Source organism: Leptolyngbya sp. O-77, assembly GCF_001548395.1.
Classification (GTDB): domain Bacteria; phylum Cyanobacteriota; class Cyanobacteriia; order Elainellales; family Elainellaceae; genus Thermoleptolyngbya.
Genome location: NZ_AP017367.1, coordinates 2,660,858 through 2,682,601, shown reverse-complemented (window position 1 = coordinate 2,682,601; position 21,744 = coordinate 2,660,858). Strand labels below are relative to the sequence as shown.

19 protein-coding genes and 2 pseudogenes are annotated in these 21,744 nt (G+C 56.7%); 10 read left to right on the top strand and 11 right to left on the bottom strand.

Going from position 1 to position 21,744, the window contains the following annotated elements:
- Positions 1-78 precede the first annotated feature (78 nt).
- Positions 79-468 (top strand): tetratricopeptide repeat protein, encoded by a 390-nt coding sequence (locus O77CONTIG1_RS11385; protein WP_156435174.1) that lies wholly within the window; start codon positions 79-81, stop codon positions 466-468.
- 33 nt (positions 469-501) lie between these two features.
- Here the strand turns inward: O77CONTIG1_RS11385 and O77CONTIG1_RS23515 are convergent.
- Positions 502-654, bottom strand: a pseudogene (locus O77CONTIG1_RS23515) (IS1 family transposase); the annotation flags it as partial.
- Positions 647-1,732, bottom strand: coding sequence for a calcium/proton exchanger (cax, locus tag O77CONTIG1_RS11380; protein ID WP_068510677.1), 1,086 nt, complete (start codon positions 1,730-1,732; stop codon positions 647-649). The gene cax and the pseudogene O77CONTIG1_RS23515, both read right to left, overlap by 8 nt.
- Before the next feature lie 119 nt (positions 1,733-1,851).
- On the opposite strand from cax, the gene O77CONTIG1_RS11375 reads away from it, so the two are divergent.
- A complete protein-coding gene (locus O77CONTIG1_RS11375; protein ID WP_068510675.1) occupies positions 1,852-3,696 on the top strand; it encodes an ABC transporter ATP-binding protein in 1,845 nt (614 codons plus the stop codon).
- 62 nt (positions 3,697-3,758) lie between these two features.
- On the opposite strand, the gene O77CONTIG1_RS11370 is transcribed toward O77CONTIG1_RS11375, so the two are convergent.
- Positions 3,759-4,241, bottom strand: coding sequence for a GNAT family N-acetyltransferase (locus O77CONTIG1_RS11370; RefSeq protein WP_068510673.1), 483 nt, complete (start codon positions 4,239-4,241; stop codon positions 3,759-3,761).
- Positions 4,242-4,412: 171 nt separating this feature from the next.
- Between O77CONTIG1_RS11370 and O77CONTIG1_RS11365 the strand changes: the two genes are divergently transcribed.
- The gene (locus O77CONTIG1_RS11365) at positions 4,413-4,628 is read left to right on the top strand and encodes a DUF4278 domain-containing protein (protein ID WP_068510671.1); all 216 of its coding nucleotides are present in this window, start codon (positions 4,413-4,415) and stop codon (positions 4,626-4,628) included.
- 242 nt (positions 4,629-4,870) lie between these two features.
- Here O77CONTIG1_RS11365 and ndhL read toward each other — a convergent pair whose 3' ends face one another.
- Both ndhL and O77CONTIG1_RS11355 read right to left on the bottom strand, forming a co-directional pair.
- Positions 4,871-5,107, bottom strand: a complete 237-nt coding sequence (ndhL, locus tag O77CONTIG1_RS11360; protein ID WP_068516427.1) for an NAD(P)H-quinone oxidoreductase subunit L — start codon at positions 5,105-5,107, stop codon at positions 4,871-4,873.
- Positions 5,108-5,438: 331 nt separating this feature from the next.
- Positions 5,439-6,419: a hypothetical protein gene (locus O77CONTIG1_RS11355; protein ID WP_068510669.1), complete on the bottom strand. Its 981-nt coding sequence runs from the start codon at positions 6,417-6,419 to the stop codon at positions 5,439-5,441.
- Between the two features lie 238 nt (positions 6,420-6,657).
- On the opposite strand from O77CONTIG1_RS11355, the gene murG reads away from it, so the two are divergent.
- On the top strand, positions 6,658-7,716 hold the full coding sequence (murG, locus tag O77CONTIG1_RS11350) for an undecaprenyldiphospho-muramoylpentapeptide beta-N-acetylglucosaminyltransferase (RefSeq protein WP_068510667.1): 1,059 nt from the start codon (positions 6,658-6,660) through the stop codon (positions 7,714-7,716).
- Between the two features lie 75 nt (positions 7,717-7,791).
- Here murG and O77CONTIG1_RS11345 read toward each other — a convergent pair whose 3' ends face one another.
- The gene (locus tag O77CONTIG1_RS11345) at positions 7,792-8,010 is read right to left on the bottom strand and encodes a hypothetical protein (protein WP_068510666.1); all 219 of its coding nucleotides are present in this window, start codon (positions 8,008-8,010) and stop codon (positions 7,792-7,794) included.
- Positions 8,011-8,038: 28 nt separating this feature from the next.
- On the opposite strand from O77CONTIG1_RS11345, the gene O77CONTIG1_RS11340 reads away from it, so the two are divergent.
- Positions 8,039-8,767: a lysophospholipid acyltransferase family protein gene (locus tag O77CONTIG1_RS11340; RefSeq protein ID WP_225894747.1), complete on the top strand. Its 729-nt coding sequence runs from the start codon at positions 8,039-8,041 to the stop codon at positions 8,765-8,767.
- A 46-nt stretch (positions 8,768-8,813) separates the two neighbouring features.
- Here O77CONTIG1_RS11340 and O77CONTIG1_RS11335 read toward each other — a convergent pair whose 3' ends face one another.
- Together O77CONTIG1_RS11335 and O77CONTIG1_RS11330 are read right to left on the bottom strand one after the other, a co-directional pair.
- The gene (locus O77CONTIG1_RS11335) at positions 8,814-10,199 is read right to left on the bottom strand and encodes a diguanylate cyclase domain-containing protein (RefSeq protein WP_068510662.1); all 1,386 of its coding nucleotides are present in this window, start codon (positions 10,197-10,199) and stop codon (positions 8,814-8,816) included.
- Entirely contained in the window at positions 10,196-13,039 is a 2,844-nt protein-coding gene (locus O77CONTIG1_RS11330; protein WP_068510660.1) for a response regulator, read from the bottom strand. Before O77CONTIG1_RS11330 ends, O77CONTIG1_RS11335 begins: the two co-directional genes overlap by 4 nt.
- Before the next feature lie 289 nt (positions 13,040-13,328).
- On the opposite strand from O77CONTIG1_RS11330, the gene O77CONTIG1_RS11325 reads away from it, so the two are divergent.
- A complete protein-coding gene (locus O77CONTIG1_RS11325; RefSeq protein WP_068510658.1) occupies positions 13,329-14,678 on the top strand; it encodes a UDP-N-acetylmuramoyl-tripeptide--D-alanyl-D-alanine ligase in 1,350 nt (449 codons plus the stop codon).
- Positions 14,679-14,748: 70 nt separating this feature from the next.
- Here the strand turns inward: O77CONTIG1_RS11325 and O77CONTIG1_RS11320 are convergent, their stop codons facing one another.
- On the bottom strand, positions 14,749-17,049 hold the full coding sequence (locus O77CONTIG1_RS11320; protein ID WP_068510656.1) for a bifunctional diguanylate cyclase/phosphodiesterase: 2,301 nt from the start codon (positions 17,047-17,049) through the stop codon (positions 14,749-14,751).
- A 551-nt stretch (positions 17,050-17,600) separates the two neighbouring features.
- Here O77CONTIG1_RS11320 and O77CONTIG1_RS11315 point away from each other — a divergent pair.
- Positions 17,601-17,993 carry a DUF2358 domain-containing protein gene (locus O77CONTIG1_RS11315; RefSeq protein WP_068510654.1) on the top strand — a complete coding sequence of 131 codons (393 nt, stop codon included), beginning with the start codon at positions 17,601-17,603 and terminating at the stop codon, positions 17,991-17,993.
- 160 nt (positions 17,994-18,153) lie between these two features.
- The gene (locus tag O77CONTIG1_RS11310; protein ID WP_068510652.1) at positions 18,154-19,329 is read left to right on the top strand and encodes a TRC40/GET3/ArsA family transport-energizing ATPase; all 1,176 of its coding nucleotides are present in this window, start codon (positions 18,154-18,156) and stop codon (positions 19,327-19,329) included.
- A 100-nt stretch (positions 19,330-19,429) separates the two neighbouring features.
- Here O77CONTIG1_RS11310 and O77CONTIG1_RS28360 read toward each other — a convergent pair.
- A pseudogene (locus O77CONTIG1_RS28360) lies at positions 19,430-20,703 on the bottom strand (Glu/Leu/Phe/Val family dehydrogenase).
- A gap of 94 nt (positions 20,704-20,797) precedes the next feature.
- Complete coding sequence (locus tag O77CONTIG1_RS24475) at positions 20,798-21,049, bottom strand: hypothetical protein (protein WP_156435172.1); 252 nt, start codon at positions 21,047-21,049, stop codon at positions 20,798-20,800.
- A gap of 102 nt (positions 21,050-21,151) precedes the next feature.
- Here O77CONTIG1_RS24475 and O77CONTIG1_RS11300 point away from each other — a divergent pair, with 102 nt between their 5' ends.
- Both O77CONTIG1_RS11300 and O77CONTIG1_RS11295 read left to right on the top strand, forming a co-directional pair.
- Entirely contained in the window at positions 21,152-21,442 is a 291-nt protein-coding gene (locus O77CONTIG1_RS11300) for a hypothetical protein (protein WP_068510650.1), read from the top strand.
- On the top strand, positions 21,439-21,741 hold the full coding sequence (locus tag O77CONTIG1_RS11295; RefSeq protein WP_068510648.1) for a type II toxin-antitoxin system RelE/ParE family toxin: 303 nt from the start codon (positions 21,439-21,441) through the stop codon (positions 21,739-21,741). Before O77CONTIG1_RS11300 ends, O77CONTIG1_RS11295 begins: the two co-directional genes overlap by 4 nt.
- The last annotated feature ends 3 nt before the right edge of the window (positions 21,742-21,744 follow it).

The following is a 21,744-nucleotide window of genomic DNA, read 5'->3' as shown; positions in this document are numbered from 1 at the left end:
CAACCTGCAAACCGCAACCCTGCGAACCGCAACCCCTGCACCCTGCAAAACCCTATTGCACCCAAGGCAAGAATGACGATGAATCTCGATCACAATCAAAACCAACCGGAATTTTGGGACGGCCATGGCTGCGCCCTGTGCGAAACGGAGCAATTTTCAGAAGCCGTGGCAGCGTTTGACCGGGCGATCGCCCTCGATCCTGGCTACTGCAAAGCCTGGAACAACCGTGGCAATGCCCTGTGCGGCCTGAAGCGCTACGCCGAAGCACTGGATTCCTACGACCGCGCCGTGGCAATGCAGCCCGACTATCATCAAGCCTGGTTTAACCGGGGGCTACTGTTTGCCGAAATGCAGGCCTACGGCAACGCGCTGGAAAACTTTGAGCAGGCGATCGCCCTCAGCCCCGATCCGCGCTATCTCCACGCCCGCGAAGACATCTGGCTCAAACGCAAACTGATTTCGGCATAAGTAAGAAAAGGCGTTGCTGAATAGGAATATGATTCATTGAGGGACAGGTACATCACCAAATTTTAGGTAGTGCAGTAACACTCGGATCGAGTGCTTCAGCATCTCTACGGATTTGGAATAGCACAATGTTTTGCGATGTAGCCGCGCTAGATAGTGGCGCAAACGGGTATTTTCTCCCTTACGCCGGATGGTAATAAAACGCCGCCGCCAAAATCGCGTAGGTCGCCAGCAGCAGCGTCCCGTCCAGCCAGTTTGATCGCCCGTTCAGGCTGATCAGGTTGACGATAAACACGGCGATTGCCACGCTGCTTACCTCAAATGGGTTAAAGTCCAGATCCATCGGCTGGCCCACCGCCTGCCCCACCAGCACCAGCACCGGAGCCACAAACAGCGCCACCAGAAGGCTCGACCCCATCGCCACCGACACGGGCAGATCCATGTTGTTCTTCATCGCCACGCGCACCGCCGTCACATAGCCCGACACATCGCCCAACAGCGGCAGCAGCACCACGCCCGTAAACAGTGGTGTCAGCGCCCAGTCGGCAATCACCTCCTCCACCACGCCCACAAACAGTTCCGACTCGATGGCAATGCCCGCCGTTGCCAGCAGCAGAACGACAACCCACACCCACAGGGGCGATCGCCCGTCCACCTCATCTGTCAGCAGCAGCGGGTCTTGTTTGGCCTTGCACACGTCGTAGAGGTAGCTGTGGGTCTTCAGCGAAAACACTAACGTCAGTCCGTACACCAGCATCAGCACCACCGCCACAAAGATAGACAGGCTGGTAATATCCTGAGCATCGACCACATGGGACGTGTTGATAACGATCGTGGGCAGGGCGATCGCCGTCACCGCCAGCGTCATGGATGAACCGTTCACCCGTACCACAATCGGCTCAAACGACTGCTCTTTGTATTTCAAACCACCCAGCAGCATCGCCAGCCCCAACACCAGCAGCAAGTCGCCCAAAATGCTGCCCGTGATGCTGGCCTTAACCAGATCCACGAGTCCCTGCCGCAGCGCCGCCAGCGAAATGATGAGTTCTGTCGCGTTGCCAAATACGGCGTTCATGAGTCCGCCGACGGTTGGCCCCAGCGCCAGCGCCAGTTCCTCCGTGGCGCGGCTGAGGAAGACCGCCAGCGGGGCGATCGCCAGTGCCGACGTGACAAACACCGCCGCATCGCCCCAGTCCTGCCCGTGCGCCAGCAGCGAAATCGGGATAAAGACCAGCAGCACCAGCGCAGGAAACCGTTTAAGCAGCATGGAGAAGGAATTGGAGATTAGGGATTGTGGGGATTAGGAATCAGACAGGTGGAGGATTATCACCCCCTTCCACACTACGCTACAGTTAAGCTTGTGCATTCCTCGCCCTGCCTTAATCCATGACCTCATCCCCCGCCGACTCCTCTGAATGGGAGCGTAGCCCGACCCGTCGCCCCCCGCGCCCGACGGACTGGCGACTGCTCAAGATGCTTCTGCCCTACGCCATGCGGCATCAGCGGCTGCTGCTGATTTCGCTAGTAATGCTAATTCCGACGGCGATTGGGGATGCGGTGCAGCCGATTTTGGTGGGGCAGGCCATTTCGCTAATTCGCAATGAGCCAGTGCTGGGCTTTTTGCGGGGATTAACCCTAGCGCAGGGGCTAAATCTGCTGGTGGTGCTGTTGTTAATCACCATTGTGGTGCGGCTCACGTTCGATGGGTTGCAGAGTTTCCTGGTGCAAAAGGTGGGTCAGCGCATTACTGCCGACATTCGCAATGATTTGTTCTTGCATGTCACTTCGCTGGCAACGCGCTTTTTCGATCGCACGCCAGTTGGCAAACTGATCACGCGCCTGACCAGTGACGTAGACGCGCTCGGCGACGTGTTCTCCACTGGGGCGATCGGGATCATTGGCAATCTCTTTTCCATCATCGTCATTGCGCTGACCATGTTCACGCTGGAATGGCGACTGGCATCCATGCTGATTGCCATGCTAATTCCCATTACTATCCTCACGATTTACTTTCAGCGAAAATATCGGCAGGCCAACTATCGGGCCCGCGAAGAACTGTCGTCGCTCAACGCCACGCTGCAAGAAAACATCGTCGGCATTAACGTGGTGCAACTGTTTCGGCGGGAGGCGTTTAATGCCGAACTCTTTCGCACGATCAACCAGCGCTACATCAAAGAGGTCGATCGCACGATTGTTTTTGACTCGCTGGTGTCGGCCACGCTGGAGTGGATCTCGCTGGTGGCGATCGCCGCTGTTCTCTGGTTTGGTGGCGTACTTGTTTTACAAGAAGCGCTGCTATTTGGCACACTAGCGTCCTTTATTCTCTTTGCCCAGCGCCTTTTCGACCCCCTGCGCGAATTTGCCGAACAGTTCACCGCTATCCAAGCAGGCTTCACTGCTCTAGAGCGAGTTAGCGACATCCTGGTCGAGCCAATCGAAATCCGCGATCCGGAGGTCGGGGATGGAGGGGCCCCTCCGGTTCATCTTTCCCCTTCTCAAGCCCCCGGCGAGATTTGCTTCGATCACGTCTCCTTTGGCTACAAACCGGATGAACTGGTGCTGCGCGACCTCGATTTCACCATTGCCCCTGGTGAGAAGGTGGCGCTAGTGGGGCCGACGGGCGCGGGCAAAAGCTCGATCATTCGCCTGCTGTGTCGGCTGTATGAAGTAACGAGCGGGCGCATTTTGCTAGATGGCGTGGACATTCGCGAGATGCCTCAGGCAGAACTGCGGCGGCGAATGGCGGTGATTTTACAAGACGGATTTTTGTTTGCGGGCGACGTAAAGGGCAACATTGCGCTGGGCGAGAGTTACTCGATGGCGGAAATCCAGCGGGCAGCAGAGCAGACAAACGTGGCGAAATTTATCGAGCAATTGCCCCAGGGCTACAACACAGAACTGCGGCAGCGCGGCACAAACCTGTCGGGTGGGCAAAAGCAGCTTCTTGCCTTTGCGCGAGCCGCCATCCGCAATCCGCCGATCCTGGTGCTGGACGAGGCGACTGCAAACCTGGACGTGGGTACGGAATCCCTGATTCAGGAAGCGCTAGAAACTCTGCTAGAAGGGCGCACCGCCATCATCATCGCGCACCGCCTCTCGACCATTCGCAGCGTGGATCGGATTCTGGTGCTAAAGCGAGGACAACTGGTGGAATCGGGCAGCCATGAGGAACTGCTGGCACAAAACGGGTTGTATGCCAGTTTGTATCGGCTGCAAATGCTGGAGGGTTAAGCGCGTGGTTTGGCGTGGTTTGCCAAACGCAATCCGCCTGCAAGGATCATGCGCCTGCAATCTTAGGCGAGGTATTTCACATAGACGCGATCGCATCGAGCCGTTTCCACACCGTTGGCGGGTTCGTAGCCCTGTCGCTCGTAGAGCAGGACGGCTTCTTTCAAGACGCTGGCGGTTTCGATCCAGATTTGTGTATAGCCGCTGCGGGCGATCGCCCCCTCCAGTTCCATCAGCAAAAACTTGCCCAAGCCCTGACCGCGCACACTCGGATGCAGGTACATTTTGCGAATCTCGACGGCATTTTCACCCCGGCGAATGGGGTAGTAGCCCGCCGTGCCGACGAGGCTGCCCGCTTGCTCCACCACCCAAAATTCGCCGCCTGTTGCCCAATACGCCGTTTCCACCTGAAGCACGTCCTGGTCGGCTCCGTCGGGTTCGCAGCCGAGGCCGTACTCCGCCAGCACTGTGTAAATTAGCTCGGCAGCAACAGCGCGATCGCTCGGCTGCCAATCTCGAACCCGAAAGGTTTTATAAGTTGCGTCCATTGCTCAGTTAAGGAGTGGGCAGCGATTTTCCATCAGGCGATCGGAAAAGTTAAGGAGTCGTAGGGGCAATAAGTCCATAACTTTTCAGTATCGCGCCGCCAGGGGCGATCGCCGTATAACTAAGGACATCAAACGAGGCGCACCCCGCTTCACTCTCTAGGAGACACAACCATGCAACTGACCTATCGCGGCACCGAATATACCCTCTGCACCGAACTGCCTGCTACCAGCCAATCTTTCTATGGATGCTATCGCGGCGCTGAGATGACGATGCGCCACTCCTCTGAACTGCCAGTTCAGCCTTTCGTCAACCTCACCTATCGCGGTGCACAATATCGCCCCGAAGCAGCACCCCTCTTCAGCAACACAGCGGCGATCGCCCTCTAAAGCTTCGCCTCAGAATCTCTCAGCTTGGTCTGCCTGGCAACTCTCTCCCGACTTAACCAAATCTAGCTTCACTTAGAGCGATCGCCCTTTCACTCACTAGCGATCGCTCTTCCTTATCTCAACTGACCCAGCATGACTTCTGGGCCTTATCAGACAGGCTAAAAAGCTACCCAGCAGCCCCTCAGCTTATCTGCGTCACCAAAGCCGCTGATCTCCGCTCAGGCATCCAGTTCAGATTTCTATCAAGTTTCCAACTGTCGCTTTTCGGGGCGAAAATTGAGGAACGGGCTGATCAGCAGCAATCCCGGAAACAGGAAAAACACCAGGAAATAGAGTAATAGCCGCTCAATGGAGCCAGCCGTATACCACCGCTGCTTGAGATATAGCATCGTCAGCAGCGGCAGCACCAGCAGATAAGCACCTGCCAGCGCAACATAGAGCAGGGGAACCAGCGGCAGTGAGTCGGAAAGGGTAAGCATCGGCTTTCGATTTTGAGTTTCGATAGTTTCGCGATTTTGGCTTGCAGCAGACAAGCAGGCAGGGCAGCTTGCAAAGAAGCTTAACCTAGGCTCTCCAAATTCTATCGCCTCCAGTCTGTGAAAACCGTGACCGGGCAACTCGTTTTCCCTAGAGGTTCCATAAGAATTTTGGATGATGAGCGCTTCGGGCGTAATCCGGCCTGGAACGCAGGATAGTTCTGCGGGATACAGCGCCTCTGCCAGCGCAATGACCTAGTTCAAAGCTCCCGATTCAAAGCTTCCGGTTCAAAGCTGACTGGTTCAAAGCTTATAGAAAAGCTTAGAGAATTGCTTATCGCAGGCGAGGCAGGCGGCGGCGCGGGGCGGACGGCGGCGTGGTAATCAGGGACGGATCATCGACGACTTGCAGACGACGAGTATGCTGCACAATGCCGTCTTCGCGAACCAGCACCCCCGTAATCCAGCGATCGCTCGGCAGCGCCGGAGCCTGACCCGTTTTGAACAAACCCCCAGCCGATAGCAGTTCCAAATTCAACGGCGCGGCGCTGAGATAGCCCTCGGCATTCACGGGTTCCTCAATCGCTGCGCCCAGCAAGAGGCGATCGCCCAGCGGTTCTTGCACAATCACATCAAAATCAAAGCTTTGCCCCACCAGCACCTGCGCCGGAAGCTGAACCTGCACGCTGGGTGGGAGGTCGCCGCTAGAAACTTCGGTGCGCTCGGATAGCACGGATTGAGACACAATGCGTCCGTTTTCATAGCGCTGCCGCGTAGACAGCACAGAATTCAGCGTCACGATGCGTCCGTTGATATCGCGAGTGCCCGTAATCGTCGTCGTTGTATTAGCAATCAGCGCATTGCCATCTCGCTCCCAAGAATCCAGCACCGTCTGATAGCTCAAGCTGCGGTAGGGTTCCCAAAACTTTTGGAGCGCAGTGCTGAGCGTGTCATAGGTCAGCCCGTCGGCATGGGTAAAGCTGCGGCTAAAGAGGCGCATCACGTCTCGCAGGTTGCGGCTGCTGGCAGCGGCATCCAGGCGGGCGATCGCCTCTGTCAGTTCCTCCGGGGCGGCTTGCACGGCGGGCGCAGGCGCAGGCGGTTCTGCGGGCGCAGGCGTGGTTTGCGCCCCCACGCGACCCGCCCAGCTCAGCAACACCCCCAGTGCCACCGCCGGAATTACCAAATTTGCCCGCCGCCAGCCCCGGCGCGTCATGCCGATCCGCGAGGCAACGGCTTTCCCAATGGGCTGAGCCAACTGGAAATTCAACTGGAAATTCAAGAGGGGCAATGGAAACTCAGGGGGTTTCTGCATGGGGATACGGTAGGATACTAAAACGTTTGGGCTGCAAGCCTTTTTCCAAGCCGCGCTCGAAATCCAAAATCTGCGAGCGACTCACTCAACCTCAAAGGCGCAGCAATTCCAGACACAGTGTAGACGCTATCCGCACGGTTCGTCACGGAATCCGGAAGCTTCTCTCGCGCTCCACCTTTCAGAAACCCACACCCCGTCGCCCCACACTCCCCACTCCCACACCCCGTCATCCCCACTCATGAAGCTCCTGATCGCGGCCAGCGGCACGGGCGGACACCTGTTTCCGGCGATCGCCACGGCTGAGCAACTTTCTCACTACACCATTGAATGGCTGGGCGTGCCCGACCGTTTGGAAACGCAGCTTGTGCCGGGAAAATATCCGCTGCATACGATTCGGGTGGAGGGCTTTCAGGGAAAGCCAGGGCTGGGCACGCTGAAGACGCTGGCGCGGCTGCTGGGGGCGGTGGTGCAGGTGCGATCGCTCTTGCAAACGGGCAACTTTCAGGGCGTGTTTACTACGGGCGGCTACATTGCTGCTCCGGCAATCCTGGCAGCGCGATCGCTCGGTCTGCCGACAATTTTGCATGAATCCAACGCCCTGCCGGGTAAAGTGACGCGGCTGCTGAGTCCCTGGTGCAGCGTGGTGGCGGTGGGCTTTGAAGAGACGATCCAGCGGCTGCCCCGCGCTAGGGCGGTTCACGTTGGAACGCCCGTGCGCGATGCCTTTCGGCTAGAGCCGTCGGCCCTGCCGCCGCTGCAACTGCCGATTCCCGATGACGTGCCGCTGATTGTGGTTGTCGGCGGCAGCCAGGGCGCAGTGGCGGTGAACCGCTTGGTGCGCGAGTGTGCGCCTGCCTGGTTCGATGCGGGCTTTTGGCTCGTTCACCTGACGGGCGACGCAGACCCAGAGGCAAAGAGCCTCAGCCATCCGCAATATCTCGCGCTGCCCTTTTATGACAATATGGCGGCACTGTTTCATCGGGCGACGCTGGCCATCAGCCGCTCTGGTGCGGGCACGCTGACAGAACTGGCGATCGCCCATCTTCCTGCCATCCTGATTCCCTACCCCTTCGCTGCCGAAGATCACCAAACGGTGAACGCGGCCGCTTTCGTGCGGGCAGGTGCGGCCAAAGTCTTTCAGCAAAAAGAACTCACCGCCGCCAAGCTCACCGCCGAGGTTCTGGAACTGATGCGATCGCCCCAGCTTGCAGATATGGCAGCAGCAGCCGGACGGTTGGCGATCGCCGACAGCGCCGAACAACTCGCCAAGCTCATTCAACAAACCGTCGGTCGCTAGAAGCGTTGCCAAGCGCAGAATCCAAAATCCAAAACCCAAAACCCAAAAATCCCGCCTCATTTCCAACTCAACCCCCTACAGGACACCCTCACAACTGTCCTTTTGGGAGATCAGTTCCAAGGGCGATCGCCCTAAGCTAAAAAACAGTTGCTTTGCACCGTCTTTTGCATCCAGTTCATAGCGCGATCGGGAGCATTCTTCCGTCGAACTTGGTGCAGTCAGGCGAACGCAGAGCTTAGTTTTTGGCTCACCCGAATCATCCTTGCTGTTTTTGCTGGTTTTTTCTTGCTCCATGGTTTTACATCGCCCCACCAACGACCCTTTGACCCCTCCTGACCCAAGTCGAGAAAGCAAAGTGAATTCAAAGGTGTCGCCCTGGCTGTCGGCGATCGCCTATCCTCTGGGAAATCGCCTGCTGCTGCCAGCCTACTTCGGCAAAATCGAGATTCACGGACAGCATCATTTGCCCGCCGAGGGGCCAGTGATCCTTGCGCCGCTCCACCGGGCACGGTGGGATGCGCTGCTGGTGCCCCACGCCACGGGGCCGAGCGTTACAGGACGGATTCCCCGGTTTATGGTTACAGCTGACGAGGTGAAAGGGCTTCAGGGCTGGTTTATTCGCCGTTTGGGCGGCTTTCCGGTCAACCCGCGCCAGCCAGGTGTTGCCAGCTTGCGGTTTGGGCTGGAGCTGTTGCAGCAGGGCGAAATGCTAGTGATTTTTCCAGAGGGCGGCATTTTTCGCGATCGACTGGTGCATTCGCTCAAGCCAGGTCTTGCCCGTCTCGCTCTCCAGGCAGAGCAAAGCCGGCCGGGGCTGGGTGTGCAAGTGATTCCGATTCATTTGCATTATGACGAGCCGCTTCCCCGCTGGGGCTGTCACGTCACGATCAATATCGGTGCCCCCATCAAGGTTGAATCTTATCTCCAGGAATCGCCCAAACAGGGCGCGAAGCATCTCACTGCGGATCTCCGCAATGCGCTGGAACGTCTGAGTCCTAGCCCTGCGTCTCAGAGCCTGATGGCTGCACACAAGTCTGAAATGGCAGCTTGAGCAGCGCCAGACAGCGAGTTTTTCCGGCTCTCATCCCTTGTCGCAGCTATCCCACAACGCCTGCGATCGCCTGCACTGTTTGATTGCGACCCTGCTGCTTAGCGCGATAGAGGGCGCTGTCAGCCTCATTCAGCAGCGTTTCGGGGGGCACTTCGGGATGAGGGATGACGCTGGCGATGCCAATGCTGAGGGTGACGCGATCGCTAATGTCAGACTGGCGATGAGCAATGGATAAGTCATGCACCGCCGTCTGAATCATCTCTGCAATTTGCGCGGCTCCGGCGGCTGTGGTGTTGGGCAGCAGAATAGAGAACTCTTCGCCCCCGTAGCGAGCCACCAAATCTGCCGGACGCTTTGCAGAGTGGGCGATCGCCCTGGCAATTTGTCTCAGGCAATCATCCCCAGCCTGATGTCCATAGGCATCGTTGTAGCGCTTGAAATAGTCCACATCGCACAGCAGCAGAGACAGCGACTGCTGCTCACGGGCGCACCGTCGCCACTCCTGCTCCAAACAAGCATCCCAGCGGCGACGATTGGCAAGCTGCGTCAGCCCGTCCAGATTCGCCAGGATTTCTAGCTTTTCATTCGCGGCTTGGAGGGCTAGCTCGATCTGTTTGCGGCTGGTGATGTCGCGCACTGTCACCGCAAAGCCGTCGCCCAGTTTTACCGCAATGTAGTGATACCAGCGATCGCCCTCCGGAGTGGAATAGGCCAACTCACTCTCAAACGTTTCGCCCGTTTCCACCACATCCACAAACCTCTGAAATAGCCCTGGATCAATCTGCTGCACCAACCGCCGCAGAGCTAGGTTGCCGATCAGTTCTTCACGGGTTTTGCCCAGCATTTTTGCCACCACCGGATTCACCACTAGGCAACGAAAATCGCCAATCGTGCCGTCTATATCCCGTACTGACTGCATCGCCGCAATGCCGTCGAGGGAACTGTTCAAAATGCTAGACAGCAGCGCCCGCGATTGATAGAGAATTTCTTCTGTCTCGCGACGGATGATAACTTCCTGCTGAAGCTGCCGCTTTTGCCGCTGAATCGTAAGCTGGCTTTCGAGGCGGGCGACGACTTCCTCCACCTGAAACGGCTTGGTAATGTAGTCCACCCCGCCCACCTGAAACGCCTCGACCTTATCCAGCAGATCGTCGAGGGCGCTGATAAAAATCACCGGGATGTCCCGCGTCGTCTCGTCTGCTTTGAGCAACTCACAAACCTGATAGCCATCCATGTCGGGCATTTTGATATCCAGCAAAATGGCATCGGGGGGTTTGGCGGCGGCCGTTCGCAGGGCCATCGCGCCGCTGGTGACGCTTCGCACCTGATAACCCTGCTGGGTCAAGATATCGGTCAGCAGCCGCAGGTTTTCGGGGATATCGTCTACAACTAGGACACTGCCTTTAGATTCGGCGTTGGGACTAGGGTTCATAGCTGCTCAGCATCAGGAATCAGGGCGGTTGAACTGGGAAGTGCTTCGACCCACTCCAGGATTTTGTCAAAGCGAAACTGGTGACTCCACTGGGTTAGTTCTTGGGCCAGGGCTGCATGGGTCGCGGCAATTTGGGTGATGAGCGCCTTAACTTGGGCACTATCGGCCTCTAGCGCTGCGGTATGTAGGGCAGTTTTCCAGGTTTCCGGCAGATCTGGCAACTCTGGCGAGTATAGGTCGGCTGGCGAGTATAGGTCGGCTGGCGGCTCTTGCGGGCGGCTGCCAGGCTCACTTTCCTCATATAGGAACACAACGCCGAGGTGCTTGGCGATCGCATCGAAAATGCTTTGCTCTTGGAACGGCTTGCGGAGAAAATCATCGCAGCCCGCTGATAAGATCACCACTTTTTCTTCTTCTAAAACGCTGGCGGTTAGGGCGATTACGGCGGTTGCCTGGCCTTTGGTCGTGGCTTTGATCCGCTGGGTCGCCTCGTAGCCATCCATTACGGGCATTCGCATATCCATCCAGATCAGGTGCGGCTCCCACGTATCCCAGATTTCTACTCCCTCCAGACCGTTGCTAGCCTCGCGCACTTCAAAGCCTAGCGGACTGAGCAGCTTTACGAGCAGGCGGCGGTTCACTTCTTTGTCATCCACGACCAGAATGCGGTAGGTGGGTTGTCCGGGAGCCAGCCCCAGCACGCGCCGCCGAGCAGGGTGCAGGTCGAGGGGGGCGGTTTCTGAGAGGCTGGCTTGAATGTAGAAGGCGATCGCCGTTCCCACACCCATCTCGCTGCTGACGGCAATGTCGCCCCCCATGAGTTGAATGAACTTGCGGCTAATCGCCAGCCCCAGCCCCGTGCCTTCCTGCGATTCCTTGCCCGCCTGGGTTTGGGTAAAGGCTTCAAACAGGTGAGGCAATTCCTCCGGCGCAATGCCAACGCCTGTATCGCGCACTTCAAAGTAAATCGGCACGGTGGCAGCGGGCAGTGTTTGGGACGGAAGCGCCAGCGGCGTGTGGCTGGGTGGCTGGGTAGAGACGTGCAGCGACACCGAACCCGCCTGCGTGAACTTAATGCCGTTGCTCAGCAGGTTGATGAGTACCTGACGCAGCTTCATCTCATCGGCCTGGATATATTGCGGCAGATCGTCGCTGCGGGTAACGGTCAACAGCAAATTTTTGCTCTCGGCCCGCAGGTAGAGCATATCTTCCAGGTCGCTGAGCAGCTGATGCAGGTTGAAACTTTTGAGATTGAGCGTGGTTTTGCCCGCTTCGATTTTGGAAATATCCAGAATGTTGTTGATCAGCGTCAGCAGGTATTCGCCGCTGCGGTAGATGATGCCGATGTTTTCGCGCTGGTCGGGCGATAGGTGATTGGAGCGTAGAGCCAGTTGCGAAAAGCCCAGAACTGCATTCAAGGGCGATCGCAGCTCGTGGCTCATATTGGCAATAAAAGTACTCTTGGCTTCGTTGGCTACCTCGGCTTTCTCTTTTGCTAGCTCAAGCTGCTGGTTCGACTCGGCTAGCTCTGCCGTGCGCTCCTGTACGCGCTGTTCCAGCGTGTTGAAGGATTCGCGCAACTGGTGTCCCATCTGGTTAAAGGATTGCGTCAGGGTTTCCAACTCGGCAATGGGATTAACCTCGACAGTTTGCTCTAAATCCCCAGCGGCGATCGCCTGGGCTGCCTGATTCAGCTTGAGAATCGGGCGGGCAATCCAGCGGCTCGTCAGTATGCCAATCCCTGTGGCCAGCGCCAGCGCCCCCAGCGAGAGCCACTGCGTCAGGCGGTTGTTGGCGTTGATCTGGGCCATGAAATCGGATTCGGGCACAGCGACCACAATTAGCCAGTCCAGCCCATATTCATCGCGAAACGGCGACACCTGGGCAAACTGGCGATCGCCCCCCGGCAGGCGAAACTCAATCTGCTGCACCTGGTCAATCTGCCTTAGATCATCAAACTGTTGCTTCAGATAGTTAGCGGTCGCGCTGACCAGCGGATTTTGGCTATCGCGGGCAGGCAAAAGCTGGGCATTTTCTCCAGCGCCAATGAGCAGACTCTCTTCGTCGGCAGTCGAGCTAGCAATCAGCTCACCTGTGCGGGCAAGGATAAAGGTTTCGCCAGTTTTGCCAACCTTTAACCCGCTGAGAAAGCGATTTAACTCGCGGGAGGGAATAAAGTCGGTCGCGCACACGCCCAACAGACGACCGTTTCGGTTGCTATAGACCGGGGTGCTGGCCGTTAGCACGGGCACCCGATCGTCAAAATCCAGATAAATGTCGCTCCAGCCCGGTTTTCGGATCTGAGTTGCCTGCTGATACCACGGGCGAATGCGGGGGTCATAATCTTGATCTAATACACGAAACTGGCTGCTGCGATTGCCCTCCTCATCCAGGCTGTAATATCGGAAATAGCCGCCAGGGCCCGTTTTGGTGAGCAGCAGTTCCAGGTTTTTGCTGTCCCTCGTGCGACCCACGCCCATAAAGGAGCCGTCTTCGACCCCGCAGTAAATCAGGTTATTTGCGGGCAAACTCCGGGCTTGCTGCCAAAAGAGATACGCCCCCTCTTGGGCGGAGGGATCGAGGTCGCCACTGCGGAGGGCGATCGCATTCAGATCATTGATGACAAAAGGCGATTGCACATAGGTACTCACCTCCTGCTGAATGCGGGCAGTCAGCTCGTTGCGTAGCTCTAGTGCCAGATGATTGACCGCTTGCTGGCTATTGCGATAAGACAAATAGCTGATCAGTCCCACTGTGCCGGCTAGCTGTAGCAAAAAAGGAACCACTAAGAGTGCCTGAAGCGGCAGCTTGCGCCCAAAACGCGAATTGAAAACACCCATAGATCCAAGCGGCAGCAAAGCACCGGGGCTGGTGAGAGAAGCGGATGGCAGAAGACAGCAGTGAGGCGGTAGCGCTTGCAGGAGGCAGCCTTGAAGCTGGCAGCGTTGCCGATGCCAGTATATTTCCCGGAAGTGCCCCCAGTCTAACTCTGGTGTCAACAAAATTACGGTTGTCACCTGTCTGAATCGCTCAGCAGGTGCCAGCGATCGCCCCGCAGCTTCAAACGATGGCTAGAGGCACGACACGGTATGATCTTGCTCGGATGCAGAGTCCCGATTCGAGAAGCCTATGCCGTTTTCAATGCCGCTGGACAGGCTAGCACAAAGCCTGGGAGCGCTGTCGCACGACTGGTCGGCGACCCTTGGACAGATGCCGATTACCCAAGTCACGACCGACAGCCGCAGCCTGGAGCCAGGCGATCTATTTTTGGCGCTGCGGGGCGATCGCTTTGATGGTCATGCCTTTGTGAAGCAGGCGCTAGCGCAAGGGGCGATCGCCGCTGTCGTGTCCGACGTGCCCTCCGACGCGGCCGGGCCGCTGCTCCGGGTGGGCGATACACTGGTGGCCTATCAGCAGTTGGGCACGCTCTGGCGGCGGCAGTTTGCGGGGCCTGTGGTGGCGGTGACTGGCTCCGTCGGCAAGACGACGACCAAGGAACTGATCGCCGCCGTGCTGGAAACCCGCGGCCCCGTCCTCAAAACCCGCGCCAACTATAACAACGAAATCGGGGTTCCCAAAACCCTGCTGGAACTGGGGCCAGCGCATCAGTTTGCGGTGATTGAGATGGGAATGCGGGCGGCGGGGGAAATTGCGCTGCTGGGACAGATTGCCGAACCCGATATTGCAGTGATTACCAATGTTGGCACGGCCCACATCGGGCGGCTGGGGTCTGAGCAGGCGATCGCCGATGCCAAGTGCGAACTGCTCCAGGAGTTGGATTCCGCAGGCGCGGCCGTGCTGAACCACGATAATCTGCGGCTGATGCACACGGCCGCCCGCGTCTGGCGCGGCAAAACAATCACCTACGGACTAGAAGGCGGCGACCTGCGGGGCGAACTGGTCGATGCCCACACGCTGCGGGTAGATGGAACCCTGCTCCCTCTGCCGCTGCCCGGCCGCCACAACGCACTGAACTACCTGGCGGCGCTGGCTGTTGCAAAACTGCTAGGACTCGACTGGCAGCCGCTCATGGCTGGGTTAACCGTGGAACTTCCCCAGGGGCGGGCGCGGCGGCTAGACTTGCCCAATGATGTGGTGATTCTGGATGAAACCTACAACGCGGGGCTGGAATCGATGCTGGCGGCGCTGCGGCTGCTGGCCGACACGCCCGGTGCCCGCCGCATTGCCGTGTTGGGCACGATGAAAGAACTGGGCGATCGCTCCCTCGAATTTCACCAGCAGGTCGGCGCGGCTGTGCGTGACTTGGGACTCGACGCGCTGCTGATTCTGGCTGATCCTGCCGAAGCCGATGCTCTCGCCACCGGAGCCAGCGGTGTGCCTACCGAGTGCTTTGCCACCCATGCCGAAGTTGTGGACTGGCTGAGGCAAAACGTGAAAGCGGGCGATCGCCTCCTGTTCAAAGCCTCCCGCGCCGTTGGGCTAGATCAGGTGGTAAGTCTGTTTTTGGACACACCGTGAAGACGATACTCGATTCCGCAATGCACAGTCCCACGAATCGCAGGTCTTTGACGGCTACTCAAGCTAGCTGCTAAAGCTGCTTCTTGAGCAACAGCGACTCCGCCATTGCCCGATCAACCGGAGACGAGAACAAATAGCCCTGGCCGTATTCACAGCCCATTGCCATCAGTTGCACCAGTTGTTCCAGCGTCTCCACGCCCTCGGCAATTACGCTCATCCGCAGCGTTTCTGCCAGACTCACAATGGTTTTCACAATCGCCTGACTTTCTACGCTAATGCCTGCTCGGTGAATAAAGGAGCGGTCGATTTTGACGCTGTGGATGGGCAGGCTGTGAAGCTGGCTGAGGGATAAAAAGCCTGTGCCAAAGTCGTCAATGCAAAGCTGTACACCCAGATCGGTCAGCCCGTGCAGGTTTTGGGCGATCGCCTCCATATCTGCTCGCAGCAGCGCCTCCGCAAACTCCAGCCGCAAACAGTTGGGACGCAACCCGGTTTCCGACAAAATTCGCCCCACCTGCCCAATTAGCTTGGGCTGGACGAACTGCTTTTCCGTCAGGTTGACGCTTATCGTCATCGACCCATCCGCCAATCCCTGCCGCTGCCACTGCTGTATTTGCTGGCAAGCCTGACGCAGCACCCATTCCTCCAGCATCAGAATTAGCCCCGTCTCGGTGGCAATGTCGAGGAACTTGCCGGGTGGCACAAGTCCCTGGGTGGGATGTTGCCATCGCATCAGCACCTCAAACCCGCGCACCCGGCGGCTTTGCAGCGCCACAATCGGCTGATAGTGCAGCTCTAGTTCCTGCTGATCTAAGGCCCGCCGCAAATCTGCTTCGAGCTGTACCTGGGTAAATACCTGGGTCTGGCGCGTGCCGTCAAACAATTCGTGGCAGGCTTTGCCCCGATGCTTGGCGCGATACATCGCCACATCGGCATCCCGCAGCAAGTCTTCCAAGTTTTGGTAAGGCTGACAGGTTTCCCGGTGATGGCTCAGTGCAATGCCCACGCTGGCGCTAATGTGAACCTGATGCCCCTGGAGGCAAAAAGCCCAGCCGAGTTGCTCCTGAATTCGTTCTGCAACGTGGATTGCATCATCGGCGCTTTGAATGTCTTCCAGCAAAATGGCAAACTCATCCCCACCCAGCCGCGCCACCGTGTCGCCGCCGCGCACGCAGTCTTGCAATCGCTGGCTCACCTGGATCAGCAGTTGGTCGCCGAGCAGGTGGCCCAGGCTGTCATTCACCTGCTTGAACCGATCCAGATCGACAAACAGCACTGCAAACTGATGCCCCGGACGACGCGGCAGCGCGTTGAGCGCGGTTTTGAGCCGATTCATAAATAGGGCCCGATTGGGCAGGCTGGTCAACGAATCGTGGAAGGCGTTGAGAAAAAGCTGCTCCTCAGACTGTTTGCGGGTGGTGATATCTTCAACCGTGCCTTCGTAATACAACAGATCCCCACGACTGTTGTAGACACAGTGGGCGTTTTCAGAAATCCAGATGGGGGTACCGTCGCGCCGATAGATTAGTGACTCAAAGTTGGCCACGCGCCCTTCTTCTTGCATCAGCCGGATGAATTCGCTGCGGCGGTTTGGATCGATGTAAATCTGATGCTGGATGCTGTGGATGTTGGCGATCAAATCTTCTGCTGATTTGAAGCCATAGATCCGCACCAGTGCTGGGTTGACGTTGAGGTAGCGTCCTTCTGCTGTGGTTTGAAAGATGCCTTCGATTGCGTTTTCAAAAATGCTGCGGTAGCGGGCTTCGGCTTCTCGCAGCGCTGCTTCGGCTCGCTTGCGATCGCTAATATCTCGACAAATACACACCAGATGGCTATCAGCAATGCGCGTCAAGCTGACTTCCTGAGGAAAGGTAGTGCCGTCTTGCCGCAGAGCGATCGCCTCTCCGCGCCACTGGGGATTTTGGCTCAGGCCGGGCCAAATCTCCTGCTGAAACCGCCGTACCTCGGCGGGAATGTAGAACTGCTGCCAGGTTTGGCTGCTGAGCGGCTCATCGGGTGGATAGCCAAACTGGCGCAGATAGGCCGGGTTGGCATAGCGAAAGGTTCCCTTTGCATCGAATACGGCTATCCCGTCGGCCGCCGCCTCAATCGCCGCTCGCTGCCACCACAGATCCGTCAGATTATCCAGCGCGGCGTTGGCGCGGAGGAGTTCCTGCTGGCTATTGAGCAGGGCGATCGCCTCAGACACCTGTCCCAAAATGGAGGATAGGTCGTGCGCCAGCGCGTCTGCCTGTTGTCGGACTTGAAAGCAACTTGCAGGGAGCCAGGTATCGCGGAACTGGAACTCGTCTGACTCTGGGGTAGAGGATCGTGGCGATCGCCCTGAAAAATTCGATTGCCCAAACTGCATCTCAACTAGCCTCGATCCTGGAAAAAGGGAAAATCAAAACCGCTTCATTTCGCTGAGGTTTGAGTTTTTTCTGGGAGCGCCTTGCATCCAAAATATGATTGACTGCAAAGACCGTTTCCAAAGACTCTTGATCTCAAAATCAGCAGTTTTTCAAAAAAATCTAGAAGGATTCAGCGCAACAATGCGAACCACTCAAATCGTGCCTTCCTACTTCAGTTCTAGAAACAAAAAACCCTCTTTTCCGTCCGTTTGAAAGCTCATATCCATCAGCAACTTAACGGAGTGCAGCCTCCGTGTTGATGCCTACGTAGCCAGATCTTTACTCCTTTCAAAAGGCTAGAATTTTGATTAATCAGTTTTCTGAATTTTGAAGGGTTGCCCTCACAGAAATCACCTTTAGGCGATAGATATTAATCCCAATGCATTAACCCTTTGATGGGTCGAAATGCTTGGTTTTCAAGAGAATCGCAGGCTGGATGCAGACTGGAGCGATCGCCCCCAGCCTAATCAACAAAAAGTATTTATATCTTTAAGTAAAAGAAAAAAGCAAAATGGACATCCTAGAAATCCTCAGACAGGACTACCGTAATTTCCCCAAATCCCAGACCTTCAGCGCCTATGCAGAAGACGTTTACTTTCGCGATCCAATGACAGAATTTCGCGGGCGCGATCGCTACGAACGCATGATCGGCTTTATTCAGACCTGGTTTCTCGACCCCCAGCTAGACCTCCACCAGATTCAGCAAACGGGCGCAGACATCCGCACCGACTGGACGCTCAGTTGGACAACGCCGCTGCCCTGGAAGCCCCGAATTGCGATCGCAGGCTGGAGCGAAATGACCGTCAATGAACAGGGGCTAATCACGTCCCACATCGACTATTGGCACTGTTCGCGGCTTGACGTGCTGCGGCAGCATTTCAGCGTTCGCAAGCAGTCTGCCTGACCCCTCCAGACAGAGGCTTTGCAGATCAACTAATGCCTTGACAAGGGGCGATCGCCCTACTGACCGACTCGCTCCAATCCCGCGCCAAACGCCCCATCTGCCTGCAAAACCCGATACATTAGAAGGATGTAACCATTCTTCACGAAATCGCTGGGCACTCATGCGCGTAATCTTGATGACCGGAAAGGGCGGCGTTGGCAAAACTTCGGTGGCTGCCGCAACAGGCTTGCGGTGTGCAGAACTGGGCTACCGCACCCTAGTGCTCAGCACTGATCCCGCCCACTCCCTGGCCGACAGTTTTGACATGGAGCTGGGGCACGACCCGCGCTCGGTCAAGCCAAACCTCTGGGGCGCAGAGCTAGACGCGCTGATGGAGCTAGAGGGCAACTGGGGAGCCGTGAAGCGCTACATTACACAGGTTCTCCAGGCGCGGGGATTGGAAGGCGTGGAGGCGGAAGAACTGGCGATTCTCCCTGGCATGGACGAAATCTTCAGTCTGGTGCGGATGAAGCGCCACTATGACGAAGGCGATTTCGATGTCCTGATTATCGACTCTGCGCCAACAGGTACAGCCCTGCGCCTGCTGAGCCTGCCGGAGGTGGCGGGCTGGTATATGCGCCGATTCTACAAGCCACTGCAAGCGGTGTCTGCGGCGCTGCGGCCCCTAGTAGAGCCGCTGTTTCGCCCTGTTGCAGGCTTTTCCCTGCCCAACCAGGAAGTGATGGACGCGCCCTACGAGTTTTATCAGCAGATCGAAGCCCTGGAAAAGGTGCTGACCGACAACACCCAGACCTCGGTGCGTCTGGTGACGAATCCTGAAAAGATGGTGATTAAAGAATCGCTGCGGGCCCACGCTTATCTCAGCCTGTATAACGTGGCAACCGACATGGTGGTGGCAAACCGGATTATTCCTGACGAGGTGAGCGATCCTTTCTTTCAGCGCTGGAAAGAGAACCAGCAGCAATATCGCCAGGAAATCCACGAAAACTTTCACCCGCTGCCGGTAAAAGAAGTGCCGCTCTATTCTGAAGAACTGTGCGGGCTGGCAGCGCTGGAGCGGCTCAAGGAAACGCTCTATGCTAACGAAGATCCGGCTCAGGTCTATTACAAAGAAACCACGATGCGCGTGGTGCAAGAGCAAAACCAGTACAGCCTGGAGCTTTACTTACCCGGTATTCCCAAAGACAAGATCGAACTCAGCAAGTCGGCCGATGAGCTAAACGTCCGCATTGGCAACCATCGCCGAAATCTGGTGCTGCCCCAGGCCCTAGCAGCGCTGCAACCCGCTGGAGCCAAGATGGAAGAGGATTACTTGAAAATCCGCTTTGCTAACTAGCTGCAAAACACCCAGCCACGAAATAGACCCTGTAGAGCGACAGCCCCTTTACAGGGTCTAGCTTTTGGTGTGGGAAACAAGAGGACTGGCTCCCGTCAACCTAGCTCACATAAAAGTCCCGCGTGCCCTTTGCGCGGATGGCATCGTCGAGCCGGTTTAGCGCGTGGACATAGGCGGCGGTGCGGAGGTCGATGTCTCGCTCTTGGGCGATCGCCCAGATATGTTCCGTCTCCTGCTTCATGGCAAACTCTAGCCGATGGTTCACCTTGTCGGCCGACCAGTAGAAGCCGTTACGGTTTTGCACCCACTCGAAATAGCTCACCGTCACGCCGCCCGCGTTCACCAGGATATCGGGAAACACCTGGATGCCACGATTTTCCAGAATCGCATCGGCATCGGAGGTGACGGGGCCGTTGGCGACCTCGAAGATGTAGCGGGCCTGAATGCGGCTGGCGTTTTCAGCGGTAATCTGATTTTCTAGCGCCGCAGGCACCAGCACATCCACATCCAGTTCCAACAACTGCTCATTGGTAATGATGGAATGCTCCTGGTCGTTGCAAACGCTGCCTTCGCAGTAGATCGCCTTGAGCTTGCGGCTCGATTCCTTGATTTGTCGCACGCTGGGAATGTCGAGACCCCTGCGAGGCATACACCCCCGCCCTGAGAATCGCTGACGGCGACGACCTTGTAGCCTGCTTTGTAGAGCAATTCTGCAATAATTGACCCGGCATTGCCAAAGCCCTGCACCGCAACGGTGGTATTTTCGGGCGATTTGCCCAGACGCGGCAGAACGGTTTGCATTACGAAAAATGCGCCCATCGCCGTGGCAGATTCACGCCCCTGGCTGCCGCCCATCGTGATTGGCTTGCCCGTCACCACCGCAGGCGTAATCTTGCGCTGAATGATGCTGTATTGATCCATCATCCAGCCCATCACCATTGGGTTGGTGTAGACATCGGGTGCGGGAATGTCCACGTCGGGGCCGATAAAGTCGGCGATCGCATCTACATAGCCCCGCGTCAGCCGCTCTAGTTCAAACTTCGACAGTTCCTTGGGGTTCAGCGTGATGCCACCCTTTGCGCCGCCAAAGGGCAGGTTCAGCACGGCGCACTTGAACGTCATCCAAAACGCCAGCGACTGCACCTCGTCCAGCGTCACGCCAGGGTGATAGCGCACACCCCCCTTGGTGGGGCCACGGCTGTCGTCGTAGCGCACGCGATAGCCCTGAAAGATCCGCAGCGATCCGTTATCCATCCGCACGGGAATCGACACCACCAGGCTAGACTTGGGATAGCGCAGCCGCTCTGCAACATCTTCATTGATCGAGACATATCTCAGCGCTTTTTCCAGCCGTCGGTTTGCATCCGACAGCAGCGTGCTGTGGGATGCTCCATCGAGTAGGCTCCTGCCTGCTTTGCCGTTGAGGGCGGCGTGGGTGGCGGAGTCTGCTGCGGTGTTGGACAGCAAGTTAACCATAAACTTCTCCTTTGGGGACGGGCAGTAAGGGATTTGAGGCGATCGCCCTGTCCGCATCTGTTTCTATAATGCCTAATAAACGGTATATTTCGCTACTTTTTAATATTTCAACAAGATTAGGAATCAGGTCTTTAAAATCGGAGTATGTTCCACGATGCTGGAATATGCAGCCTGAACAGACATTTGTGCCGCAAACATGGGTTAAGGTATTGCTGCGCTGAACGCTGGTGATCGCTTTGTTCAACAGTTGCCTCTCTCCCAGCGTGCTGACTAACCAGGTTATGATCGATGCAAGCATTTATTTAATTTTGGAATATTAAAATCGATCTTCTCAGTCAGAACCAGTATGCAAATTACTCTGAGTGTCGAGCAAAGCAAAATTCTGGAAACCCTCTCTCTTCAGGGTCGATATCGATCAATTGAGGACGCGATCGACGCAGCGCTATTGCTCCTTGCTGATGAAGTTACTGAGCAAAGTTTTCATGAGACTCCGGAGCACCTCGCTTGGGTCGAGCAAGCCCGTCGCAAAATTGACGAAGGAATCACCGCCGCAGAGCAGGGCAGTGTTCTAGACGCAGACAATGTGTTAGCCCAACTGCGCCAGAAGGTTGATTCTGCTAGAGCGGAATCTCAATGAAGACGCTACGAATTACCCTCCCTGCAAGCCAGGATCTGAATGACATTACTGACTATTTTTTGGCACAGAGTATCGAGGCGGGCGATCGCTTTGTGACGGCGTTCAATCAAAGATGCATCCAGCTTGCTCGTTATCCATACATCGGTAAATCCTACGCACATCTCAGACCCAATTTACGGGGATTAGGATTAATGAACTACCTCATCTTTTACCGCGTAATTGACGATCATATCGAGATTCTTCGAGTCATCAGCGGTTACCGCAATTTGCAGGAAATCTTTGCTGATGCAAACGATTGATTT